Origin of the sequence: Amycolatopsis endophytica (assembly GCF_013410405.1) — a bacterium.
GTDB lineage: Bacteria > Actinomycetota > Actinomycetes > Mycobacteriales > Pseudonocardiaceae > Amycolatopsis_E > Amycolatopsis_E endophytica.
Window position 1 is genome coordinate 2,160,678 of record NZ_JACCFK010000001.1, and the last position, 15,725, is coordinate 2,176,402.

The 15,725-nt window shown below is 69.9% G+C and carries 15 protein-coding genes; 8 read left to right on the forward strand and 7 right to left on the reverse strand.

The features are described 5' to 3' along the window. Nucleotides 1–82: 82 nt before the first annotated feature. The gene (locus HNR02_RS10755) at nt 83–2,020 is read right to left on the reverse strand and encodes an acetoacetate--CoA ligase (RefSeq protein ID WP_179773000.1); all 1,938 of its coding nucleotides are present in this window, start codon (nt 2,018–2,020) and stop codon (nt 83–85) included. Between the two features lie 193 nt (nt 2,021–2,213). Here HNR02_RS10755 and HNR02_RS10760 point away from each other — a divergent pair, with 193 nt between their 5' ends. From HNR02_RS10760 to HNR02_RS10790, 7 genes are all read left to right on the forward strand, one after another. After that, nucleotides 2,214–2,942: a FadR/GntR family transcriptional regulator gene (locus tag HNR02_RS10760; protein WP_179773001.1), complete on the forward strand. Its 729-nt coding sequence runs from the start codon at nt 2,214–2,216 to the stop codon at nt 2,940–2,942. 14 nt (nt 2,943–2,956) lie between these two features. Beyond that, entirely contained in the window at nt 2,957–3,943 is a 987-nt protein-coding gene (locus tag HNR02_RS10765; protein WP_179773002.1) for an AraC family transcriptional regulator, read from the forward strand. A gap of 190 nt (nt 3,944–4,133) precedes the next feature. Beyond that, nucleotides 4,134–5,132, forward strand: a complete 999-nt coding sequence (locus HNR02_RS10770) for an alpha/beta fold hydrolase (protein WP_179773003.1) — start codon at nt 4,134–4,136, stop codon at nt 5,130–5,132. 47 nt (nt 5,133–5,179) lie between these two features. Next, nucleotides 5,180–6,370 (forward strand): cytochrome P450, encoded by a 1,191-nt coding sequence (locus HNR02_RS36455; RefSeq protein WP_179773004.1) that lies wholly within the window; start codon nt 5,180–5,182, stop codon nt 6,368–6,370. 1 nt (nt 6,371) lies between these two features. Further along, on the forward strand, nt 6,372–7,577 hold the full coding sequence (locus HNR02_RS10780) for a cytochrome P450 (RefSeq protein WP_179773005.1): 1,206 nt from the start codon (nt 6,372–6,374) through the stop codon (nt 7,575–7,577). 2 nt (nt 7,578–7,579) lie between these two features. Next, the gene (locus HNR02_RS10785) at nt 7,580–8,518 is read left to right on the forward strand and encodes a PDR/VanB family oxidoreductase (protein ID WP_312860970.1); all 939 of its coding nucleotides are present in this window, start codon (nt 7,580–7,582) and stop codon (nt 8,516–8,518) included. 40 nt (nt 8,519–8,558) lie between these two features. Continuing rightward, nucleotides 8,559–8,759 carry a ferredoxin gene (locus tag HNR02_RS10790; RefSeq protein WP_218902775.1) on the forward strand — a complete coding sequence of 67 codons (201 nt, stop codon included), beginning with the start codon at nt 8,559–8,561 and terminating at the stop codon, nt 8,757–8,759. Between the two features lie 25 nt (nt 8,760–8,784). On the opposite strand, the gene HNR02_RS10795 is transcribed toward HNR02_RS10790, so the two are convergent. Genes HNR02_RS10795 through HNR02_RS10805 form a run of 3 tightly spaced genes read right to left on the reverse strand, consistent with a single transcriptional unit; the run spans nt 8,785 to nt 11,981 of the window. Further along, nucleotides 8,785–9,594, reverse strand: coding sequence for a TIGR03619 family F420-dependent LLM class oxidoreductase (locus HNR02_RS10795; protein ID WP_179773006.1), 810 nt, complete (start codon nt 9,592–9,594; stop codon nt 8,785–8,787). Further along, on the reverse strand, nt 9,591–10,589 hold the full coding sequence (locus tag HNR02_RS10800) for an amidohydrolase family protein (RefSeq protein WP_179773007.1): 999 nt from the start codon (nt 10,587–10,589) through the stop codon (nt 9,591–9,593). Before HNR02_RS10800 ends, HNR02_RS10795 begins: the two co-directional genes overlap by 4 nt. 27 nt (nt 10,590–10,616) lie before the next feature. Continuing rightward, nucleotides 10,617–11,981 (reverse strand): aldehyde dehydrogenase family protein, encoded by a 1,365-nt coding sequence (locus tag HNR02_RS10805; RefSeq protein ID WP_179773008.1) that lies wholly within the window; start codon nt 11,979–11,981, stop codon nt 10,617–10,619. Between the two features lie 140 nt (nt 11,982–12,121). Between HNR02_RS10805 and HNR02_RS10810 the strand changes: the two genes are divergently transcribed. Next, nucleotides 12,122–13,000: a helix-turn-helix transcriptional regulator gene (locus HNR02_RS10810; protein ID WP_179773009.1), complete on the forward strand. Its 879-nt coding sequence runs from the start codon at nt 12,122–12,124 to the stop codon at nt 12,998–13,000. Nucleotides 13,001–13,023: 23 nt separating this feature from the next. Here HNR02_RS10810 and HNR02_RS10815 read toward each other — a convergent pair whose 3' ends face one another. The 3 genes from HNR02_RS10815 to HNR02_RS10825 form a co-directional block, all read right to left on the reverse strand. Then, nucleotides 13,024–14,544: a GMC family oxidoreductase gene (locus HNR02_RS10815; RefSeq protein ID WP_218902777.1), complete on the reverse strand. Its 1,521-nt coding sequence runs from the start codon at nt 14,542–14,544 to the stop codon at nt 13,024–13,026. A 22-nt stretch (nt 14,545–14,566) separates the two neighbouring features. Further along, nucleotides 14,567–14,758, reverse strand: a complete 192-nt coding sequence (locus tag HNR02_RS10820) for a hypothetical protein (protein WP_179773010.1) — start codon at nt 14,756–14,758, stop codon at nt 14,567–14,569. Nucleotides 14,759–14,923: 165 nt separating this feature from the next. Beyond that, nucleotides 14,924–15,592: a GntR family transcriptional regulator gene (locus HNR02_RS10825; protein WP_179773011.1), complete on the reverse strand. Its 669-nt coding sequence runs from the start codon at nt 15,590–15,592 to the stop codon at nt 14,924–14,926. Between the last annotated feature and the right edge of the window lie 133 nt (nt 15,593–15,725).

Here is a 15,725-nt window from a genome sequence, read left to right on the forward strand (position 1 = left end):
GGTGCCCGGCGCTGGGCCGCACCGGGCACCTGATCCACCCGCCGCGACCGTTTCTTGCGGGATCTGCGGCAGATCCGGCTTCTCAGGTCGTTTCTCGGGGGTGGGCGGCTGCGGTGAAGGCGGGCAGAGCGGAGTACCCGGTGACCGCATCAGGGCTGACCACTTCCGTGATGGGCCGGCCGGCCAGGATCTCCTTGATCGGTGTTTCGAGCTTCTTCCCGGTCAGCGTGCGGGGGATGGCGGGAACCGCGGCGATGGCGTCCGGAACGTGGCGAGGCGACAGCTGCTCGCGCAGGGTCCGCCGGATGCGCGCGCGCAGTGCGTCGTCCAGGGTGGTTCCCGGGGCCGGGACCACGAAGAGCAGGAGCGTGCCGGGATCGTCGAGGTGGACGACCAGGGCGTCGGCGACACCTTCGAGGTCTTCGACCACCGCGTAGAACTCGGCGGTGCCCATGCGTACACCGCCGCGGTTGAGGGTGGCGTCCGAGCGGCCGGAGAGGACGAAGCTTCCCCGGCCGGTCCTCAGTGCCCAGTCGCCCTGGCGCCACAGTCCGGGATAGACGTCGAAGTAGGAAGACCGGTAGCGTGCGTCGCCGGAGTCGTTCCAAAAGCGCAGTGGCATGGAGGGCATCGGCTGCCGGATGACGAGTTCGCCGACGCCGTCCACCAGTTCGCGGCCGTCGGCGTCCAGCACCGTGGCGTCGACGCCGAGGCACGGGCCCGCCAGCTCGCCCGGCCGGGCCGGTAGCCACGGATTGCCGGACAGGAATCCGGTGCAGACGTCCGTGCCCCCGCTCATCGAGTTCACCAGCACGTGTTCGCCGAGCTGCGACACGGCCCAGTCGAACCCGGCGGTGGGCAGAGGCGATCCGGTGACTCCCAAGGTGCGGAGAGCGTCGTACCGAGCCGGTACGACGCCGGCGTCGCGGCACGCCATGAGGTAGCCGGGGCTGGTGCCGAGCAACGTCGCGCGTGCTTTCGCCGCGGTACGCCACTGCTCGCCGAGATCGGGGTGCTGGAAGTCGCCGTCGAACAGCACCGCGGTCGCGCGGCGGGACAGCGTGGACACCAGCAGGTTCCACATCATCCACGAGGTGGTGGTGAACCACAGAACCCTGTCCCCGGGGCGGGTGTCGAGGTTGAACGCGTGGGTCTTGAGATGCTCGATCAGGATGCCGCCATGGCTGTGCACAATGGCTTTCGGCAATCCGGTCGTGCCGGAGGAGAACAGGACCCACAGCGGATGGCTGAACGGGACGGGCTCGAACTCGTGCGGTCCGGGCTCGGCCAACAGCTGGTTCCACGGCAGTGCGTCCGTGACGGTGTGCGGTCCGTAGTCGAGCGCGACCACGTGTTTCACGGTCGGCAGCCCAGCGCGGACCGTGCTCAGGTCGGCGGTCTTGTCGATCGTTTTCCGTCCGTAGCGGTAGCCCCCGACCGCCAGGAGCACCGTCGGTTCGAGCTGGGCGAACCGGTCGACGACGCTTCGTGGCCCGAATTCCGGTGAGCAGGCGGCCCAGATCGCGCCGAGCGACGCGCAGGCCAGGAAGGCGATCACGGTTTCCGGAACGTTCGGCAGGAGGGCCACCACGCGGTCGCCGCGGCCGACGCCGAGCCGGGCCAGCCCGGTCCTCGCCCGGGCCACCTGCTCGGCAAGCTCGCCGAACGTCATCGTGACGTCGGGGCGGGTCTGGGAGTAGGCGAGCAATGCCGGCTGGTCGGCGTCGCCCGGTCGTCCGAGCAGGTGCTCCGCGTAGTTCAGCTCGGTGCCCGGAAACCATTGGGCGCCGGGCATGTCGCCGGAGGAGAGCACGGTCCGGTACGAACCGGGGAGCTCGAAGTAGTCCCAGAGCGAGGCCCAGAAGTCCGCGGGCGCCGTGGTCGACCACTTCCACAACTGGTCGTAGGAGTCGAATGCCCGGCCCCGTGCGGCCAGCCACCCGACGTAGTCGGCAAGTCCGGTTCCCTCGGGTGCCGGCTCTCCGGCTCGGAAACGTGTCGGGCATGGGGTATGCGACATGGGTCAGGCTCCATCGTGCGAATCGGTCATCAGCTCGGCCAGGTCTTCGGGGATGCTGGTCGCGCCGCGGCGTTGGTTCGAGCCTTGACCTCCACTGGGGGGAATATTAGCATGATGAATATGCGTTATTGAGCGTCGCCGAGCGTGCCGGTCTTGTCAAGCCTTCCGGCGCGATCGGTGCGGAGGAGGTCCGGTGAGCGGTGACCGGGACGCGGTGACGCGGCCGGAGCAGGCGGCGAGGCAGCTCGCCGACATCGCGGGCGTGGTGCCGCCGGGTACCAGGCTGGGCACCAAACCCCAGCTGCGGCAACGCTGCGGAGTTTCCGTCGGCACCTTCAACGAAGCGCTGCGGCTGGCGCAGGCTCGCGGTGTGGTCGACCTGCGGCGAGGGCCGGGCGGCGGGATCTTCAGCGTCGAGCAGCCTCCGTTGGTGCGGCTGGGAAACTCGGTGCTGACCCTCGACGGGGGAGAGGACGCGGTCGCGGACGCGATCCGCATCCGGGACCACCTCGACGTTCTGGTCATCGAAGACGCCGCGCGGCACTCCTCCGCGGCCGACCTCGACGGGTACCGAGCCCAGCTCGAGGCGATGGCCCGAGCCGAGCGGAATTCCGACACGGTCGCGTTCATGACCGCGAACTGGCGGCTGCACGAGCTGTTCACCCAGGTGAATCCCAGCGCGATGCTGCGCACCATCTACACCGCGCTCCTGGAAATCATCCGCTCGCACACCGTCGGTGTCGGCGGTGTCGACGGGTATCCGGACGTCGAGCTGATGCGGCGGCGCCGCGAGGTGCACGCCGAGCTGGTCGGCGCCATCGCGGACCAGGACCCGGATCGGCTTCGCGCCGCCATCGCTGCCCACAGCGTGCGGCACAGCGGGGTGGACCACACCGGCAGGACCGAACCGGCTTCGCGTTGACGAAGGAGTGAGCCATGCCGGTGGACGCGATTCCCTTCGCCAGGAGCCAGCTGATGCGCACCCAGTCGGTGCGGGAAGCCGAGGCCGCTGGCGCGCACCTGCTGGCCAAGCACCGGCTCAAGGGCGCGGGTGCGGGTTTTCAGGCCCGGATCAACGGGGTCTGCCTCGGCGGCGTCTCCTTGTACTACATGCATTACGGGGCGGCGCTGACCGTGTTCGGGGCCCCGATCCGGGGCTGCGTCGGAGTCATCGCCCCGGTGCAGGGAACCATGGGTGTGCGGCAGGAACGGTTCGCCGCGGTGGCCGAGGCGGGCCGGTCCGCGGTGATTGTCGCCCCCGACTTCCCGATGCGCCTGGACTGGAGCTCGGACCTGCGGTTCTTTTGTTTCAAGATCGAACTCTCCGCGCTGCGTGCCTTCGCGCGGAGCGTGGATCCCGAGTCCGCGCTGGACGACTGGGTCGAGCCGCAGCTGGTGGGCCGGGCGGGCCTCGCCGGGCTGTTGGGTTCGGCCTCGCTCGTCGAATTCGCCTCCCGCCAACGGGACGCCGGTACCCGCAACCTGCCCGCGGGATTGCTCTGGAAGCTGTCCGAGCAGGCCATGACCAGTCTGCTGGTGGCCGGGCAGTTCGCCGGAGCCGGCCAGGAACGGCGCGGGCCGGAGCGGGTGAGTGACCGCGCGCGGGCCTACGTCGAAACCGCGATGTCGCCGACGCTCAGCCCGTCCGAGCTGGCGGCCGCGGCCGGGGTCAGCCTGCGCAGCCTGGAACTGAGCTTCCGGGCCGAGCTCGACACGACACCGCAGGCGTATCTGCTGGAGTCGAGGTTGCGGCGCGCGCATGCGGAACTGGTCGCGGGTAGCTCGCGGCATGGGCTGACCGTGACGTCGGTGGCGAAACGCTGGGGGTTCAGCAACGTCGGACGCTTCGCCGACAAGTATTTCGCGTTGTATGGCAGGCGCCCGGCCGAGACCCTGCGCGGCCGGTCCTCCGGTGCGGACTGACCCGAACGCGGACAGATGGCGAAGTCCCGGACGGACAATACGCGCAGAGAGCTGACGGTCCGCGACAGCCGTGGGTACCGTCCTCTCATCGCACCGGCTTGATCCGGGAAACGGAAGCAAGCCGGGTGCCCTGAACGGGCCGGAAACGCTTTCCGTGCGCACCTTCACACTGTGGTGAAAGGACAGTGCCATGCCAAAAAGCTCACTCGACTATTCGGATCTTCCTGAGCGGGCCGCGAAAATCCTGGAAAACTTTTTGCCTGACGAGGCGCTGGTCGCCAAGCGGATCGCCGAGCTCGGCGAGGTAGCCGCGCGGGAGGCGGACCGGGAAGGCGATACCGAGGTCCTGGACGGTGTCTCGTTCACGCACCATTTCACCGACGTCGACGGTGACAAGGAGCTGGTGCGCTATCACTGGGTCGAGTGCGGGGCCGGCGAAGTGATCGTCTTTCTGCACGGAATTCCGGACTCCTGGTACGAGTGGCATCACCAGATGGCGTCCTTGTCCGACGACTACCGGTGTATTTCCATCGATCTCAAAGGATATGGGCAGTCGGAGAAGAAACCGGGGGACTACCGGCACGAGGCGGCCGCCGAAGAACTCGTGCGGCTGCTCGACGCGATCGGCGTCGGACAGTTCACCATGGTGACTCACGACCGCGGCACCATGCAGGGGGACTACATCGCGGCGAACCACCCGGATCGCGTCCTGCGTTACGGTCGTGGCGAGCAGCACCTGTACCACTTCCACCCCTCGCTGGCGCCGCAGGGAGAACTGTTCGCCGAGGCCCCGCGCAACGGGATCATGGACGATCCGCGCCACCTGGTGGTCTGGGCGTACAGCTGGTTGAGCACGCACGAGGTGCCGGAAGACCAGCTCCGCCGCGTCATCCAGGAGATCGGCTATCCGGATTGCGCACGCGCCGTGCCGCGGTACTTCAACTCCTCGACTTTCCGGCAGGAGTGGATCGACCGGCGCGAACAGCTCCTGCCCGCGTGGAAGTGCGCGGTGCTGATTCTGCAGGGGTACGACAGCAAGACCCAGCCCCGGGAGTACTACGAAGGCGCACGTGAGTACATCCCGAACGCGAAGGACGTGCGGGTCCGCTACCTCCACACCGGACACTTCTGGCCGCTGGAAGCCCCGGCCGAAGTCACCGCCGCCATCCGCGAACTGCTTGAGATGTGACGAGAGATGACCGGACCGATCCGTCCGCAGCGAAACGGGGTGAGCGCGTGACCGCGGCAAGGACACCGTCGATCGACATCGACATCTACTCCGATGAGCTGACCCTGCGGCCTTATGAGGCATACCGGCAGATCCGGGATGCCGGACCTGCCGTCTACCTGGCCCCGCACGACACCTGGGTGATCGCGCGGTACGAGAACGTCCGTGAGGTACTGAAGGACACGGACACGTTCAGCTCCGCCGCCGGAGTCTCGTTGACCGCGCCGGTCAACGAGATCACCAAGGGCACCACGCTGGCCAGCGATCCGCCGGAGCACGACACGCTGCGCGCCATCGTGGCGAGCTCGCTGACTCCGAGGGCACTGGCCACCCGCAAGCCGGGAATCGCCCAGCAGGCCGAGCAACTGGTGGCCGGCCTGGTCGAACGCGGCGAATTCGACGCGGTCACCGAGCTCGCGCAGGTGCTGCCCCTGAGCGTGGTACCCGATTTCGTCGGCCTCCCGCAGGAAGGCCGCGATCAGCTGCTCGACTGGGCGAGCGCGGTGTTCAACGCGATCGGCCCGCCCAACGAACGATCGCAGCGCAGCCTCCCGGCCCTCGCCGAACTCGGCGAGTACGCGGGCAGGCTCGCGAATTCCGGTGCGCTGGCCGAAGGCAGCCTCGGCGCCGGTGTTCTCGCCGCGGCCGCCGACGGCCGGATCCCGGCAACGCAGTGCCCCGCACTGTTGCTGGACTACCTCGGGCCCGCCCTGGACACGACGATCAGCGCGGTCGGCAGCGCGATCTACCTGTTCGCCCGGCATCCCGAGCAGTGGGACAAGGTTCGCCAGGATCCGAAGCTGATCCCCAACGCGTTCAACGAGGTTGTCCGGCTGGAGACGCCGATCCGCGGGTTCTGCCGGCAGACCACCCGGCCCACCGTCGTCGGCGGAGTCGAGATCGGCGCGGGCGAACGGGTTCTCGTGCTCTACGCGTCGGCCAACCGGGACGAGCGCAAATGGCAGGACCCGGAGAAGTTCGACGTCACCCGGCGCGCGGGCGACCACGTCGGTTTCGGCTACGGCGTGCACGGGTGCGCCGGGCAGGGCCTGGCCCGGATCGAGGCACATGCGGTACTGGAGGCGCTGGCGAAACGGGTGTCGGCGTTCGAGGTGCTGGGCACGGATCGAGTGCTGAACAACGTGATCCGTGCGTTCTCTTCCATCCGTGTTCGCGTTACCACCTCGAACGGAGTGTGACATGACCGTCCACCGTGACAACGACGCCACAGTGGCCACCACCACCTACGACCACCAGGACTCGTCGGTTCCGGCGGAACAGGTGCGGGAAATCTTCGCCGGTATGCGGAACAGCGGCTGCCCCGTGGTGCACAGCGCGCACCACGGCGGTTTCTCCTACGTCAACCGGCACGAGGACGTCCGTCGTGCGATGTCGGACGCCGGGTCCTTCTCGTCGGGAGAGAACGGCATCGCCATCCCGGAGACCGGACTGCCGAAGATTCCCGCGCTGGAGTTCGACGAACCCGCGCACTCGATGTGGCGGGAGGTGCTGGGTGCACCGCTGACACCCGCGGCGGTGCGCGCGATGGAACCGACGATCACCGAGATCGCCCATCTGCTGATCGACCAGTTCGCCGACACGGGCGCGACGGATCTGGTCAGCTCGTTCGCCGAACCACTGCCCGCGATCGTGATCGGCCGGATGGTGGGGCTGAACCAGGCCGAGGCGGTCGAGGTCCGCGAGCTCGCCATCGCGATGTTCGAAGCCATGGGCACCGCCGAGTTCCCGGGCCAGATGGGCCGTTTCGTCGCCTTCACCGAGCAGCGGCTGGCCGAGCGGCGGGAGAATCCGCGCGACGACTATCTCAGCCAGCTCGCGCGCGGCTCGGTGGCGGGGGTCAGCCTCGACACCACCGGGGTGGTGGGAGTGCTCACCGCGTTCCTGCTCGGCGGGCACCATTCCACGGCCACCGGAATCGCCGGCCTGCTCCGGCACGCGCTCTCGGAGCCAGGGGTGCGGGACCTGCTCGGCGACCGCAAGACCGTGGCCCGCGTGATCGAAGAGAGCCTGCGGCTGACCACCCCGCTGCAACTGTTCGCCCGCACGGTCACCACCGACACGCGCATCGGCGAGCACCCGCTGGCCGTGGGCGAACGGGTCATGCTCAACCTCGGCGCGGCCAACCGTGATCCGGAGGTCTTCCCCGACCCGGAACGCTTCGACGCAGGTCGGCAGCGCAATCCGCACGTCGCGTTCGGTGGCGGTCTGCACACCTGCCAGGGACAGCACCTCGCGCGGGCCGAACTGCGGATCGCCCTGCAGGTGCTGCTCGCCCGGCTGCCCGACGTGCGGCTCGCCGGACCCGTCGTCGAAGGCGGCATGACCTCCGGGATGCTGTTGCCGATCGTCTCGCTTCCGGCGGTGTTCACTCCGGAGGGGGCATAGCGGTGGCGAGGAAGCTGGTCGTCGCCGCGAAGGAGCGGCTCGCCGATGGCGTGGTGGAGCTGCGGCTGCGTGACCCGGCCGGGGGTGAGCTCGCGCAGTGGTCCGCGGGAGCCCACGTGGACGTGCACTGCGGGCCGGGAATGGTGCGGCAGTACTCGTTGTGCGGCGATCCGGCCCGGCGCGGTGAGTACCGGATCGCGGTACTGCGCGAACCGGAAAGCCGCGGTGGATCACGCGCGCTGCACGACGACGTCGGGGAAGGCGCGCTGATCGAGGTTTCCGAGCCACGTAACCACTTCGGGCTGGAGCGGGCCGGGGGCTACCTGTTCGTCGCCGGCGGGATCGGCATCACGCCGATTCTGCCGATGCTGGCGGAAGCACAGCGGGCGGGAAAGCGCTGGCGATTGCTCTATGGCGGTCGGAGCCGCGCGTCGATGGCGTTCCTCGACGAGCTGCGCGGCTACGGGGAGAAGGTGCGGCTGGCACCGCAGGACGAGTGTGGGTTGCTCGACCTCCCGAGCGCGCTCGCCGGGCTGCCGGAGGGCACACTGGTGTACTGCTGCGGACCGGAGCCGCTGCTGGCGGCGATCGAAGCCGCCTGTGCCGGCGCGGGTGTGCCCACCGCCTTGCGCGTCGAGCGGTTTTCCGCCAAACCGCGGCAGCACGTCGTGGACGGCGAGTTCGAGGTGGAACTGGCCGGCACCGGACAGCGCCTGCGCGTCCCGAGCGACCGCACGCTTCTCGACGTCCTGCGCGACGCCGAAGTGGACGTCCTCACCTCCTGCGAAGAGGGCACCTGTGGCAGCTGCGAAACCGGGGTGCTGCGCGGTGAACCCGACCATCGCGATTCCGTGCTGACCGACGAAGAGCGTGAACAGGGCGATCGGATCATGGTGTGCGTCTCACGCAGCAGAACGCCCCTGCTCACCCTGGACCTGTGACCCCGGCGCGGCGGCGCCGATACTTCCGGACAGGAGTTCGATGATGCGAATCCACATCGATCGCGATCGATGTGAAGGCCACGGTCAGTGCGCGGCCGTCGCGGAGCGCGTGCTGTACCTCGACGACAATGCCGAGCCCGTGCCGCGCTTCGAGGGCGACGTCCCGGAGCACCTGGAAGAGGACGCTCGTGCGGCGGTGTCGTGCTGTCCGGTCGCGGCCTTGTCCGCCGAAGCGGACTGACGGCCGCGGTGACCCGCCGTGGTGCCTACCGCTCCGCAAGCACATCGAGCCTTTTCCGGACGACGTCGGGATCGGTGTCCGTGACGCCGTGGACGAGCCGGTCGACCCCGGCCCGCCGGTAGGCATCCTCGGCGGCCGGACCCGGTTCGGCGTTCACCAAGGTGACCGGCACCCGATCCCGTCCGAGTTCGGCCGCCCTGCGCCGGAGCGCGGCGATCCGCCTGCCGAGCCCGTCGGCGTCGCGGGCGGCGACGCCGATCGGGAGCCAGCCGTCCCCGAAGTCCAACACCCGGCGCTCGACTCCGGGCCCCATGCCGCCCACCAGGACCGGTGGGCGGCGCACCGGCATCGGGTACGCGAACGAGTCCCCGAACGACACGAACTCCCCCGCGTACCGAGCGGGACTGTTCTCCCACAGGGCCTTCATCGCCTCGACGTGCTCGGCCAGCCGCCGGTTGCGAGTCGCGGGGTCGACGCCGTGGTGGCGCATCTCGGCGCGGTTCCACCCGGCGCCGACCCCGAGCAGGACGCGCCCGCCCGACAGATGGTCGAGCGAGGCGACCTGCTTCGCGGTGTAGAGGGGGTCGCGCTGCGCCACCAGGGTCACGCCCGTTGCCAGACCCAGGGTCGTCGTCGCGGCCGCCGCGGCCGCGAGCGCGACGAACGGGTCGTAGAGCCGCGCGTAGAAGCCGTCCGGGTCCGCGTCCGGCCCGGCGGGCAGGTGCGAGTGCTCGGGCAGCCACAGCGACTCGAACCCGCGTTCCTCGACCTCCCGCGCCAGATCCATCGCGCTCAGCGACGTGTCCGTGACGAAGGCGCTGACCCCGTGCTTCATGACGACGAACCGACTCTCACCGTGACACCGGCCCGGCGGGCGGCCTCGGGAAAGATCTCGAACCCGCGCCGCCCGATCGCCTCGGCAGCGCCCGCGCTCAGGACCGTGGACCCGCGCAGCTCCGCGATGCCGGCCTCGACGTTCGGCTCACTCGTGCACGGAGTGCCGTTGTCCGACCCGTACACCATGTGGTCCTCACCCACGAGACGCACCGCGGGCCAGAGCAGGCTGTCCGCGCTCGACGCGGCGGTGTCGACGTAGAGCCGAGCGGTCTGCTCCCGCAGCTCCTCCTGGGTGAGGCCGTTCGGGTTCGGCACCCAGACCTCGGTGCCGAGCCGGGTGAGCCTGCCGGACAGCGCGGGGAACGCACCTCCGCAGTGCCCGAGCACCACGAGCAGGTCCGGGTGTCGCCGGAAGACGCCCGCGTAGAGCATGTCGATGACGCTACGGGCGGTGTCGAAGGCGACCTCGACCAGCGGGCTCGGCCTGCCCTGCGAGGCGGGGGCGTGCGCGTCCGGGTGGATCAGAACCGGGTTCCCCCGCCGCTCCAGCTCCCCCCACAGCGGCTCCAGCTCGGGCACACCGAGATGCACACCGGCGAACGGCGCGAGGAGCAGGTAGCCGTCCGCGCCGAGGTCGTCGGCCCGCCGCAGCTCGGCCACCGCGGCTTCGACGTCGTCAGTCGGCAGGGCCGCCAGCAGACCGAACCGGTCCGGGTGCTCGGCTACGAGCGAGGCGCCGTACCGGTTCGACGCGGTGATGCCGGACCGGACCTGCTCGGCGCTCGACGCACCGTGCACCCGCGGGACCTGGCTCAGCATCTGCATGGCGACACCGATCCGGTCCATGTGCCACAGGGTCCGGTCCTTGTCCCAGACGTAGGGCTCGGGCATCGTGAAGCACTCGTCGTACATCGCCTGCCAGACGGCCCGGACCTGCTCCGGGGTGCCCGGCGGGCTGAAGTGCGCGTGGATGTCCAACCAGCCTGATGACATCTGATCCTCCTTCCCCGTCCGGATCGCCTAGGCGATCCGGACGAGCTTCCAGTTGACGAACTCGGTGATCCCGAAATCGGAGAGACCGCGGCCGTACCCCGAGTTCTTCACTCCGCCCCACGGGAGGGTCGGACCGGCTTCACCGCCCCGGTTGATGAAGACCATCCCGACCTCCAGCTGCGCCGCGATCCGCTCGGCCCGTGCCACGTCGGCGGAGACCACCGTGCTGCCGAGCCCGAAGTCGGAGTCGTTCGCCAGCGCGACGGCCTCCTCGTCGCTGTCCACCCGGAACACCATCGCGACTTGCGCGAAGATCTCCTGCCGGAAGACGGGGTTCTCCGGCGTGACGCCGGTGAGCACGGTCGGCTCCAGGAAGTAGCCCGTGCGGTCGATCCGCTTGCCACCCACGGCCACGGTCGCCCCGTGTTCGCGGGCGAGCTCGATCTGATCGAGGACGCGATCGAGCGCGTTCTCTCCCACCAACGGCCCGAAGTCGGTGGCCTCGTCCATGGGGTCGCCCGGCTCCATCGCGGCGAAGGCGGCGGTGAACCTCTGGAGGAAGGCGTCGTAGAGGCTGCTGTGGACGATGAACCGCTTGGCCGCGGCGCACGCCTGACCGGTGTTCATGGTCCGCGCGGCCACGGCGAGCGGCACCGCGAGGTCGAGGTCGGCGTCGTCCAGCACGAGGAACGGGTCGCTGCCACCGAGCTCGAGGGTGGCCCGCTTCAGCGACCGCCCGGCGGCCGCGGCCACCGCGGACCCGGCGCGCTCGCTGCCGGTGAGGGCGACGCCCGTGATCCGGCGGTCCGCGATGACCCGGGCCGACTGCTCGTCGGTGAGGAAGACGTTCGTGTAGAGACCCTGCGGGGCGCCTGCGTCGAGGAAGACCTTCTCGACGGCCAGCGCGCACCCGGGCACGCTCGGCGCGTGCTTCATCACGACGGTGTTGCCCGCCATCATCACCGGCGCGGCGATGCGCAGGAGCTGGAAGTACGGGAAGTTCCACGGCTCGATGCCGAAGATCACCCCGAGCGGGGCGGCGTCGACGCGGGCCGTGCCGTCGGGCACCTCGATGGTCTTCGGCGCCAGGATCCGTTCGGCCTCGGTCGCGTAGTAACGCAGGATCGGCACGCACAGGTCGATCTCCCACAGGAGCTCGATGTAGCGCTTGCCCATCTCGGTCGTCGCGAGTCGAGCGAGCTCCTCGCGGCGCTCGTGGAGGAGGTCGGCCGCGGCGGACAACACCTTGCCGCGCTCGGCGAACGAGGCGCGGCTCCACTCCCGGTAGGTGGCGTCCGCGCGGATCAGCACCTCCTCCAGCTGCGCGTCGGTGTGTTCGGCGTATTCGGCGACCACGTCCTCGGTGTACGGGTTGACGGACCGGTAGGTCATGCCTGTTCCTCCTGTGTCGGTTCGCGGGCCGGAACCCTGTCGACCACGCTGGCAGCGGGCGGTCGAGGCATCCAGGTGGGCGTTATCCGCGTTCCCGCAGAGCCACCTCGGTACCGCCGCCCCGGCGTAGGCTCGGGATCATGTCCGGCAACGAGTTCGGGGCGTTCCTGCGGGCGCGGCGCGACAGGCTTCGGCCCACCGAGGTCGACCTGCCGACCGCGGGCCGCAGACGGGTGCCCGGCCTGCGCCGCGAGGAGGTGGCGATCCTCGCCGGGGTGAGCGTCGACTACTACAGCAAGCTGGAGCAGGGGCACGTTGCCGGCGCCTCCGCGGAGATCCTCGATGCCGTGGCCGACGCGCTGCGCCTCGACCCCACCGAGCGCGCGCACCTGCACCGCCTCGCCCGGCCGGTCGCGCCGCACCGGCGGACGCGGACGTCGTCGTCCGTCACGGCGCGGCCGGGCCTGCGCCGCCTGCTCGACCTGATGGCGGATGTCCCCGCCGTGATCGTCGGCCCGTCCTTCAGCCAGCTGGCATGGAACCACCTGGCCGACGCGCTGTTCGGCCTCTCCGCGCTCGAGCGGGCGGGCCGAACCTTCCCGCAGCATCTCTTTCTCGACCCGGCAGCCCGCACGCTGTACCCGGACTGGCCGGACGTCGCCACCGAGGCTGTGGACTACATTCGGTTCAGCGCCGGTCTCGACCCGGACGACCCGGAGATCCGGGCGGTGGTCGGCGAGCTGTCCGTGAAGAGCCCGGAGTTCCGGACACTGTGGAACAGGCAGACGGTGCGGGACAAGACGTTCGGTCGCAAGCGGCTGCAGCACGGGCTCGTTGGCCCACTGGAGCTGAGCTTCGAGACGTTCAGCCTGCCAGGCGAGAGCCGGCGCGCCCTGATCACCTACACGACCGAGCCGGGGTCGCCGTCGGAGGAGCGGCTGCGGCTGCTGGCCAGCTGGACGGCTGAGCAGGCGACGGGGCCGGGAGCGCACGCGGAGCCCGAGACCTCCACCGACTGACCGCGCGCCCCGCGGTGTCGGCATCAGCCCCGCATCCATTCGGCGGCCCGCTCGGCGATCGCGAGCACTGTCGCATTCGTGTTGGCCGACACGATCGTCGGCATCACCGAGGCGTCCGCCACCCGGAGGTTCTCGATTCCGTTCACCCGCAGCTCGGTGTCGACGACGGCGCCGGGGTCGTTGCCGAGCCTGCAGGTCCCCACCGGGTGGAAGTAGGTCGTCGCGGCGCGCTGGACGTAGGCTGCGAGCGCCCGCTCGTCGTCGACCTCGGGACCGGGCAGCACCTCCTCGTCGCGCAAGTGCGCCAACGCGGCGCTCTCGCCGATCCGGCGGGCCAGTCGCAGCCCGGCGACCATCGTGTCGAGGTCCCGCGGGTCTTCGAAGTAGCGAGGGTCCACGCACGGCGGGGCGGCCGGGTCCGCCGAGGACAGGGAGACCGTGCCGCGGCTGTGCGGCTGGAGCTGGCTGACGAGCAGGGTGAACCCGTGCGCGGGGCCCTCGGACACCGCGGGGTGGAAGGGGATGTCGCCGAACAGGATCTGCACGTCCGGCTGGGCGAGATCCGCGCGGGTGCGCAGGGCCGCGAGCGCGTCACAGTACACGTTGGGCGAGCGCGGGAGCTGCTCCCTGGTGGCGTAGACGACCCCCGCGAGCACGTGGTCCTGCAGGTTGCGGCCGACCTCGGGAGCGTGCGCGCGGACCGTGATCCCGTGCCGTTCGAGCTCGGCGGCGGGTCCCACCCCGGACAGCATGAGCAGCTGCGGCGAGCCGATCGCGCCCGCACTGAGCACCACCTGCCCGGCGTGGACCGTCCGGAGCTCGCCGTCGACCACGTACTCCGCACCGGTGCAGCGTCCGTCCTCGATGAGCAGGGACCGCACCGCGCCACCGCACACGACACGCAGGTTCGGCCGATGCCCCCACGGCCGGAGGTATGCCTCATAGGCGGACTGCCGGGCGCCGCCGGTGATCGTGAAGTCCAGCCACGCGCCGCCCTCCTGGTCGCGGCCGTTGAGGTCCTCCGACAGCGGGAGCCCCAGCTCGGCCAGCGCCGCCAGGCAACCCTGCGAAACCGGGTGGCGCACCTCGACCGGGCCGACCCGCATCGGGCCGCCCAGGCCGCGGAGCCGCTCGTCACGCCCGGTGGTGTGCTCGGTCCGCCGGAAATACGGCAGGAGCTCGTCGTAGCTCCAACCGTGCGCGCCGCCGGCCGCCCATCCGTCGTAGTCCAGCCGGTGTCCGCGCAGGTGGACCATCACGTTGATGCTGCTGCACCCGCCGAGGACCTTGCCCCGCGGGTAGGGCACCATCCGGCCTCCCAACAGGGGCTGCCGGGCGGTGGTGAGTCCCCAGTCGATCTCGCTCCCGAGCAGCTCGGGCCACCGGGAGGGGATCATCATCGCCTCCGGACCGGAGCCGTACCCTGCTTCGAGGACCGTGACCGTGCGGTCCGGATTCTCGGACAGCCTGGAGGCGATCACGCTCCCGGCGCTCCCGCCTCCCACCACGACGACGTCGGACCGCTCGTCGGTACTGATCATCATTGATCTCCTGAGTGGTTGTCGATCACGACTCGGCCGTGCGGGCTTCCGCTTCCTCGACCGCCTCGCGGGTGTGCTCGCCGATCAGCGGCGCGTGTCGGCGGATGGCGACAGGGGGGCGACCGAACCGCGTCATGCCCGGGATCGCCCGGTAGGCCCCGGCCACCGGGTGAGTGGTCAGCGGCGGATCATCGACCGGATCCGGCAGGGTGGCCACGAGTCGCCGATCAGTGACATGCCCTTGACGTCGAGGATGCACGCCTTGCGCCGGCCAACCTCTTCGTCGGCCAATGCCACCGTATCTGCACGCAAATACGTATACTAAAAGGCGTGCACGGTCAAGACGGGGCGAGGTGTCTCGAACTGGCCGGGAGAGCGGCGGTCAGGCCGGCCGGCGGCGGTGCCCGAGGCGGCGCACCACGATCTTCTCGGTCCCGGCGCGGTGCGCGTCGAGCTCCTTGAGCAGGCGCTTCGAGTCCTGTGCTCTCACCACGTCGATGATGGCCTTGTGCTCGGCGACGAGGCGCTGGGTGGTTTCCAGCTCGTACAGGTAGAGCGAGCGGTAGAAGTCGGACATGTACCACAACCGTTGCAGCTCCTGACGCACGAGCGTCAGCGGAGAAGCGTCGAAGATCGCGAAGTGGAACTGCCGGTTCAGGCGCTGGAACTCATCAGGGTCCTGCGCCCTGGCGGCCGCCACCATCTCGGTGTGCAGCTTTCCCATGGCGGCCACGTCGATCCGGGAGAGATCGGCCGTCTTCACCAGCTCGGTCTCCAGCAGGCGGCGCATGAGATAGAGCTCGGCGAGGTCTTCGCTGTTGAACCGCGACACGGTGTAGCCGGTGTTCGACTTGTGCTCGACGATCCCTTCGGACTGCAGCCGCGACAGCGCCTCACGGACGGGGATACGGCTCACCCCCAACGCCTCCGCCAGGGCGGCCTGCTGCACCTTCTGGCCCGGCAGCAGTTCGCCGCTCAACACCATCGAGCGGATCGCGGCAAGACACTTGTCGACCCCGGAGCCCGTCACGGGGTCGGTGCTCTTGCCCATGCGAACTCCTCACGAGACGGACCGTCGGCCGAAAGTGGATAAAACTTTGCATCCACATGTTACAGGCACACCCACACGCGGCCACGTCCAGTCGGGGCGCGGCGGGGCGACTATGGACAGGAATGCATACAAA

Bases quoted from the DNA above. Each gene is read 5' to 3' on its own strand.
- HNR02_RS10800 (WP_179773007.1), bottom strand. From the start codon at position 10,589: ATGTCATCAGGCTGGTTGGACATCCACGCGCACTTCAGCCCGCCGGGC.
- HNR02_RS10810 (WP_179773009.1), top strand. From the start codon at position 12,122: ATGTCCGGCAACGAGTTCGGGGCGTTCCTGCGGGCGCGGCGCGACAGG.
- HNR02_RS10805 (WP_179773008.1), bottom strand. From the start codon at position 11,981: ATGACCTACCGGTCCGTCAACCCGTACACCGAGGACGTGGTCGCCGAA.
- HNR02_RS10755 (WP_179773000.1), bottom strand. From the start codon at position 2,020: ATGTCGCATACCCCATGCCCGACACGTTTCCGAGCCGGAGAGCCGGCA.
- HNR02_RS10795 (WP_179773006.1), bottom strand. From the start codon at position 9,594: ATGAAGCACGGGGTCAGCGCCTTCGTCACGGACACGTCGCTGAGCGCG.
- HNR02_RS10815 (WP_218902777.1), bottom strand. From the start codon at position 14,544: ATGATGATCAGTACCGACGAGCGGTCCGACGTCGTCGTGGTGGGAGGC.
- HNR02_RS10790 (WP_218902775.1), top strand. From the start codon at position 8,559: ATGATGCGAATCCACATCGATCGCGATCGATGTGAAGGCCACGGTCAG.
- HNR02_RS10780 (WP_179773005.1), top strand. From the start codon at position 6,372: ATGACCGTCCACCGTGACAACGACGCCACAGTGGCCACCACCACCTAC.
- HNR02_RS10770 (WP_179773003.1), top strand. From the start codon at position 4,134: ATGCCAAAAAGCTCACTCGACTATTCGGATCTTCCTGAGCGGGCCGCG.
- HNR02_RS10765 (WP_179773002.1), top strand. From the start codon at position 2,957: ATGCCGGTGGACGCGATTCCCTTCGCCAGGAGCCAGCTGATGCGCACC.
- HNR02_RS10825 (WP_179773011.1), bottom strand. From the start codon at position 15,592: ATGGGCAAGAGCACCGACCCCGTGACGGGCTCCGGGGTCGACAAGTGT.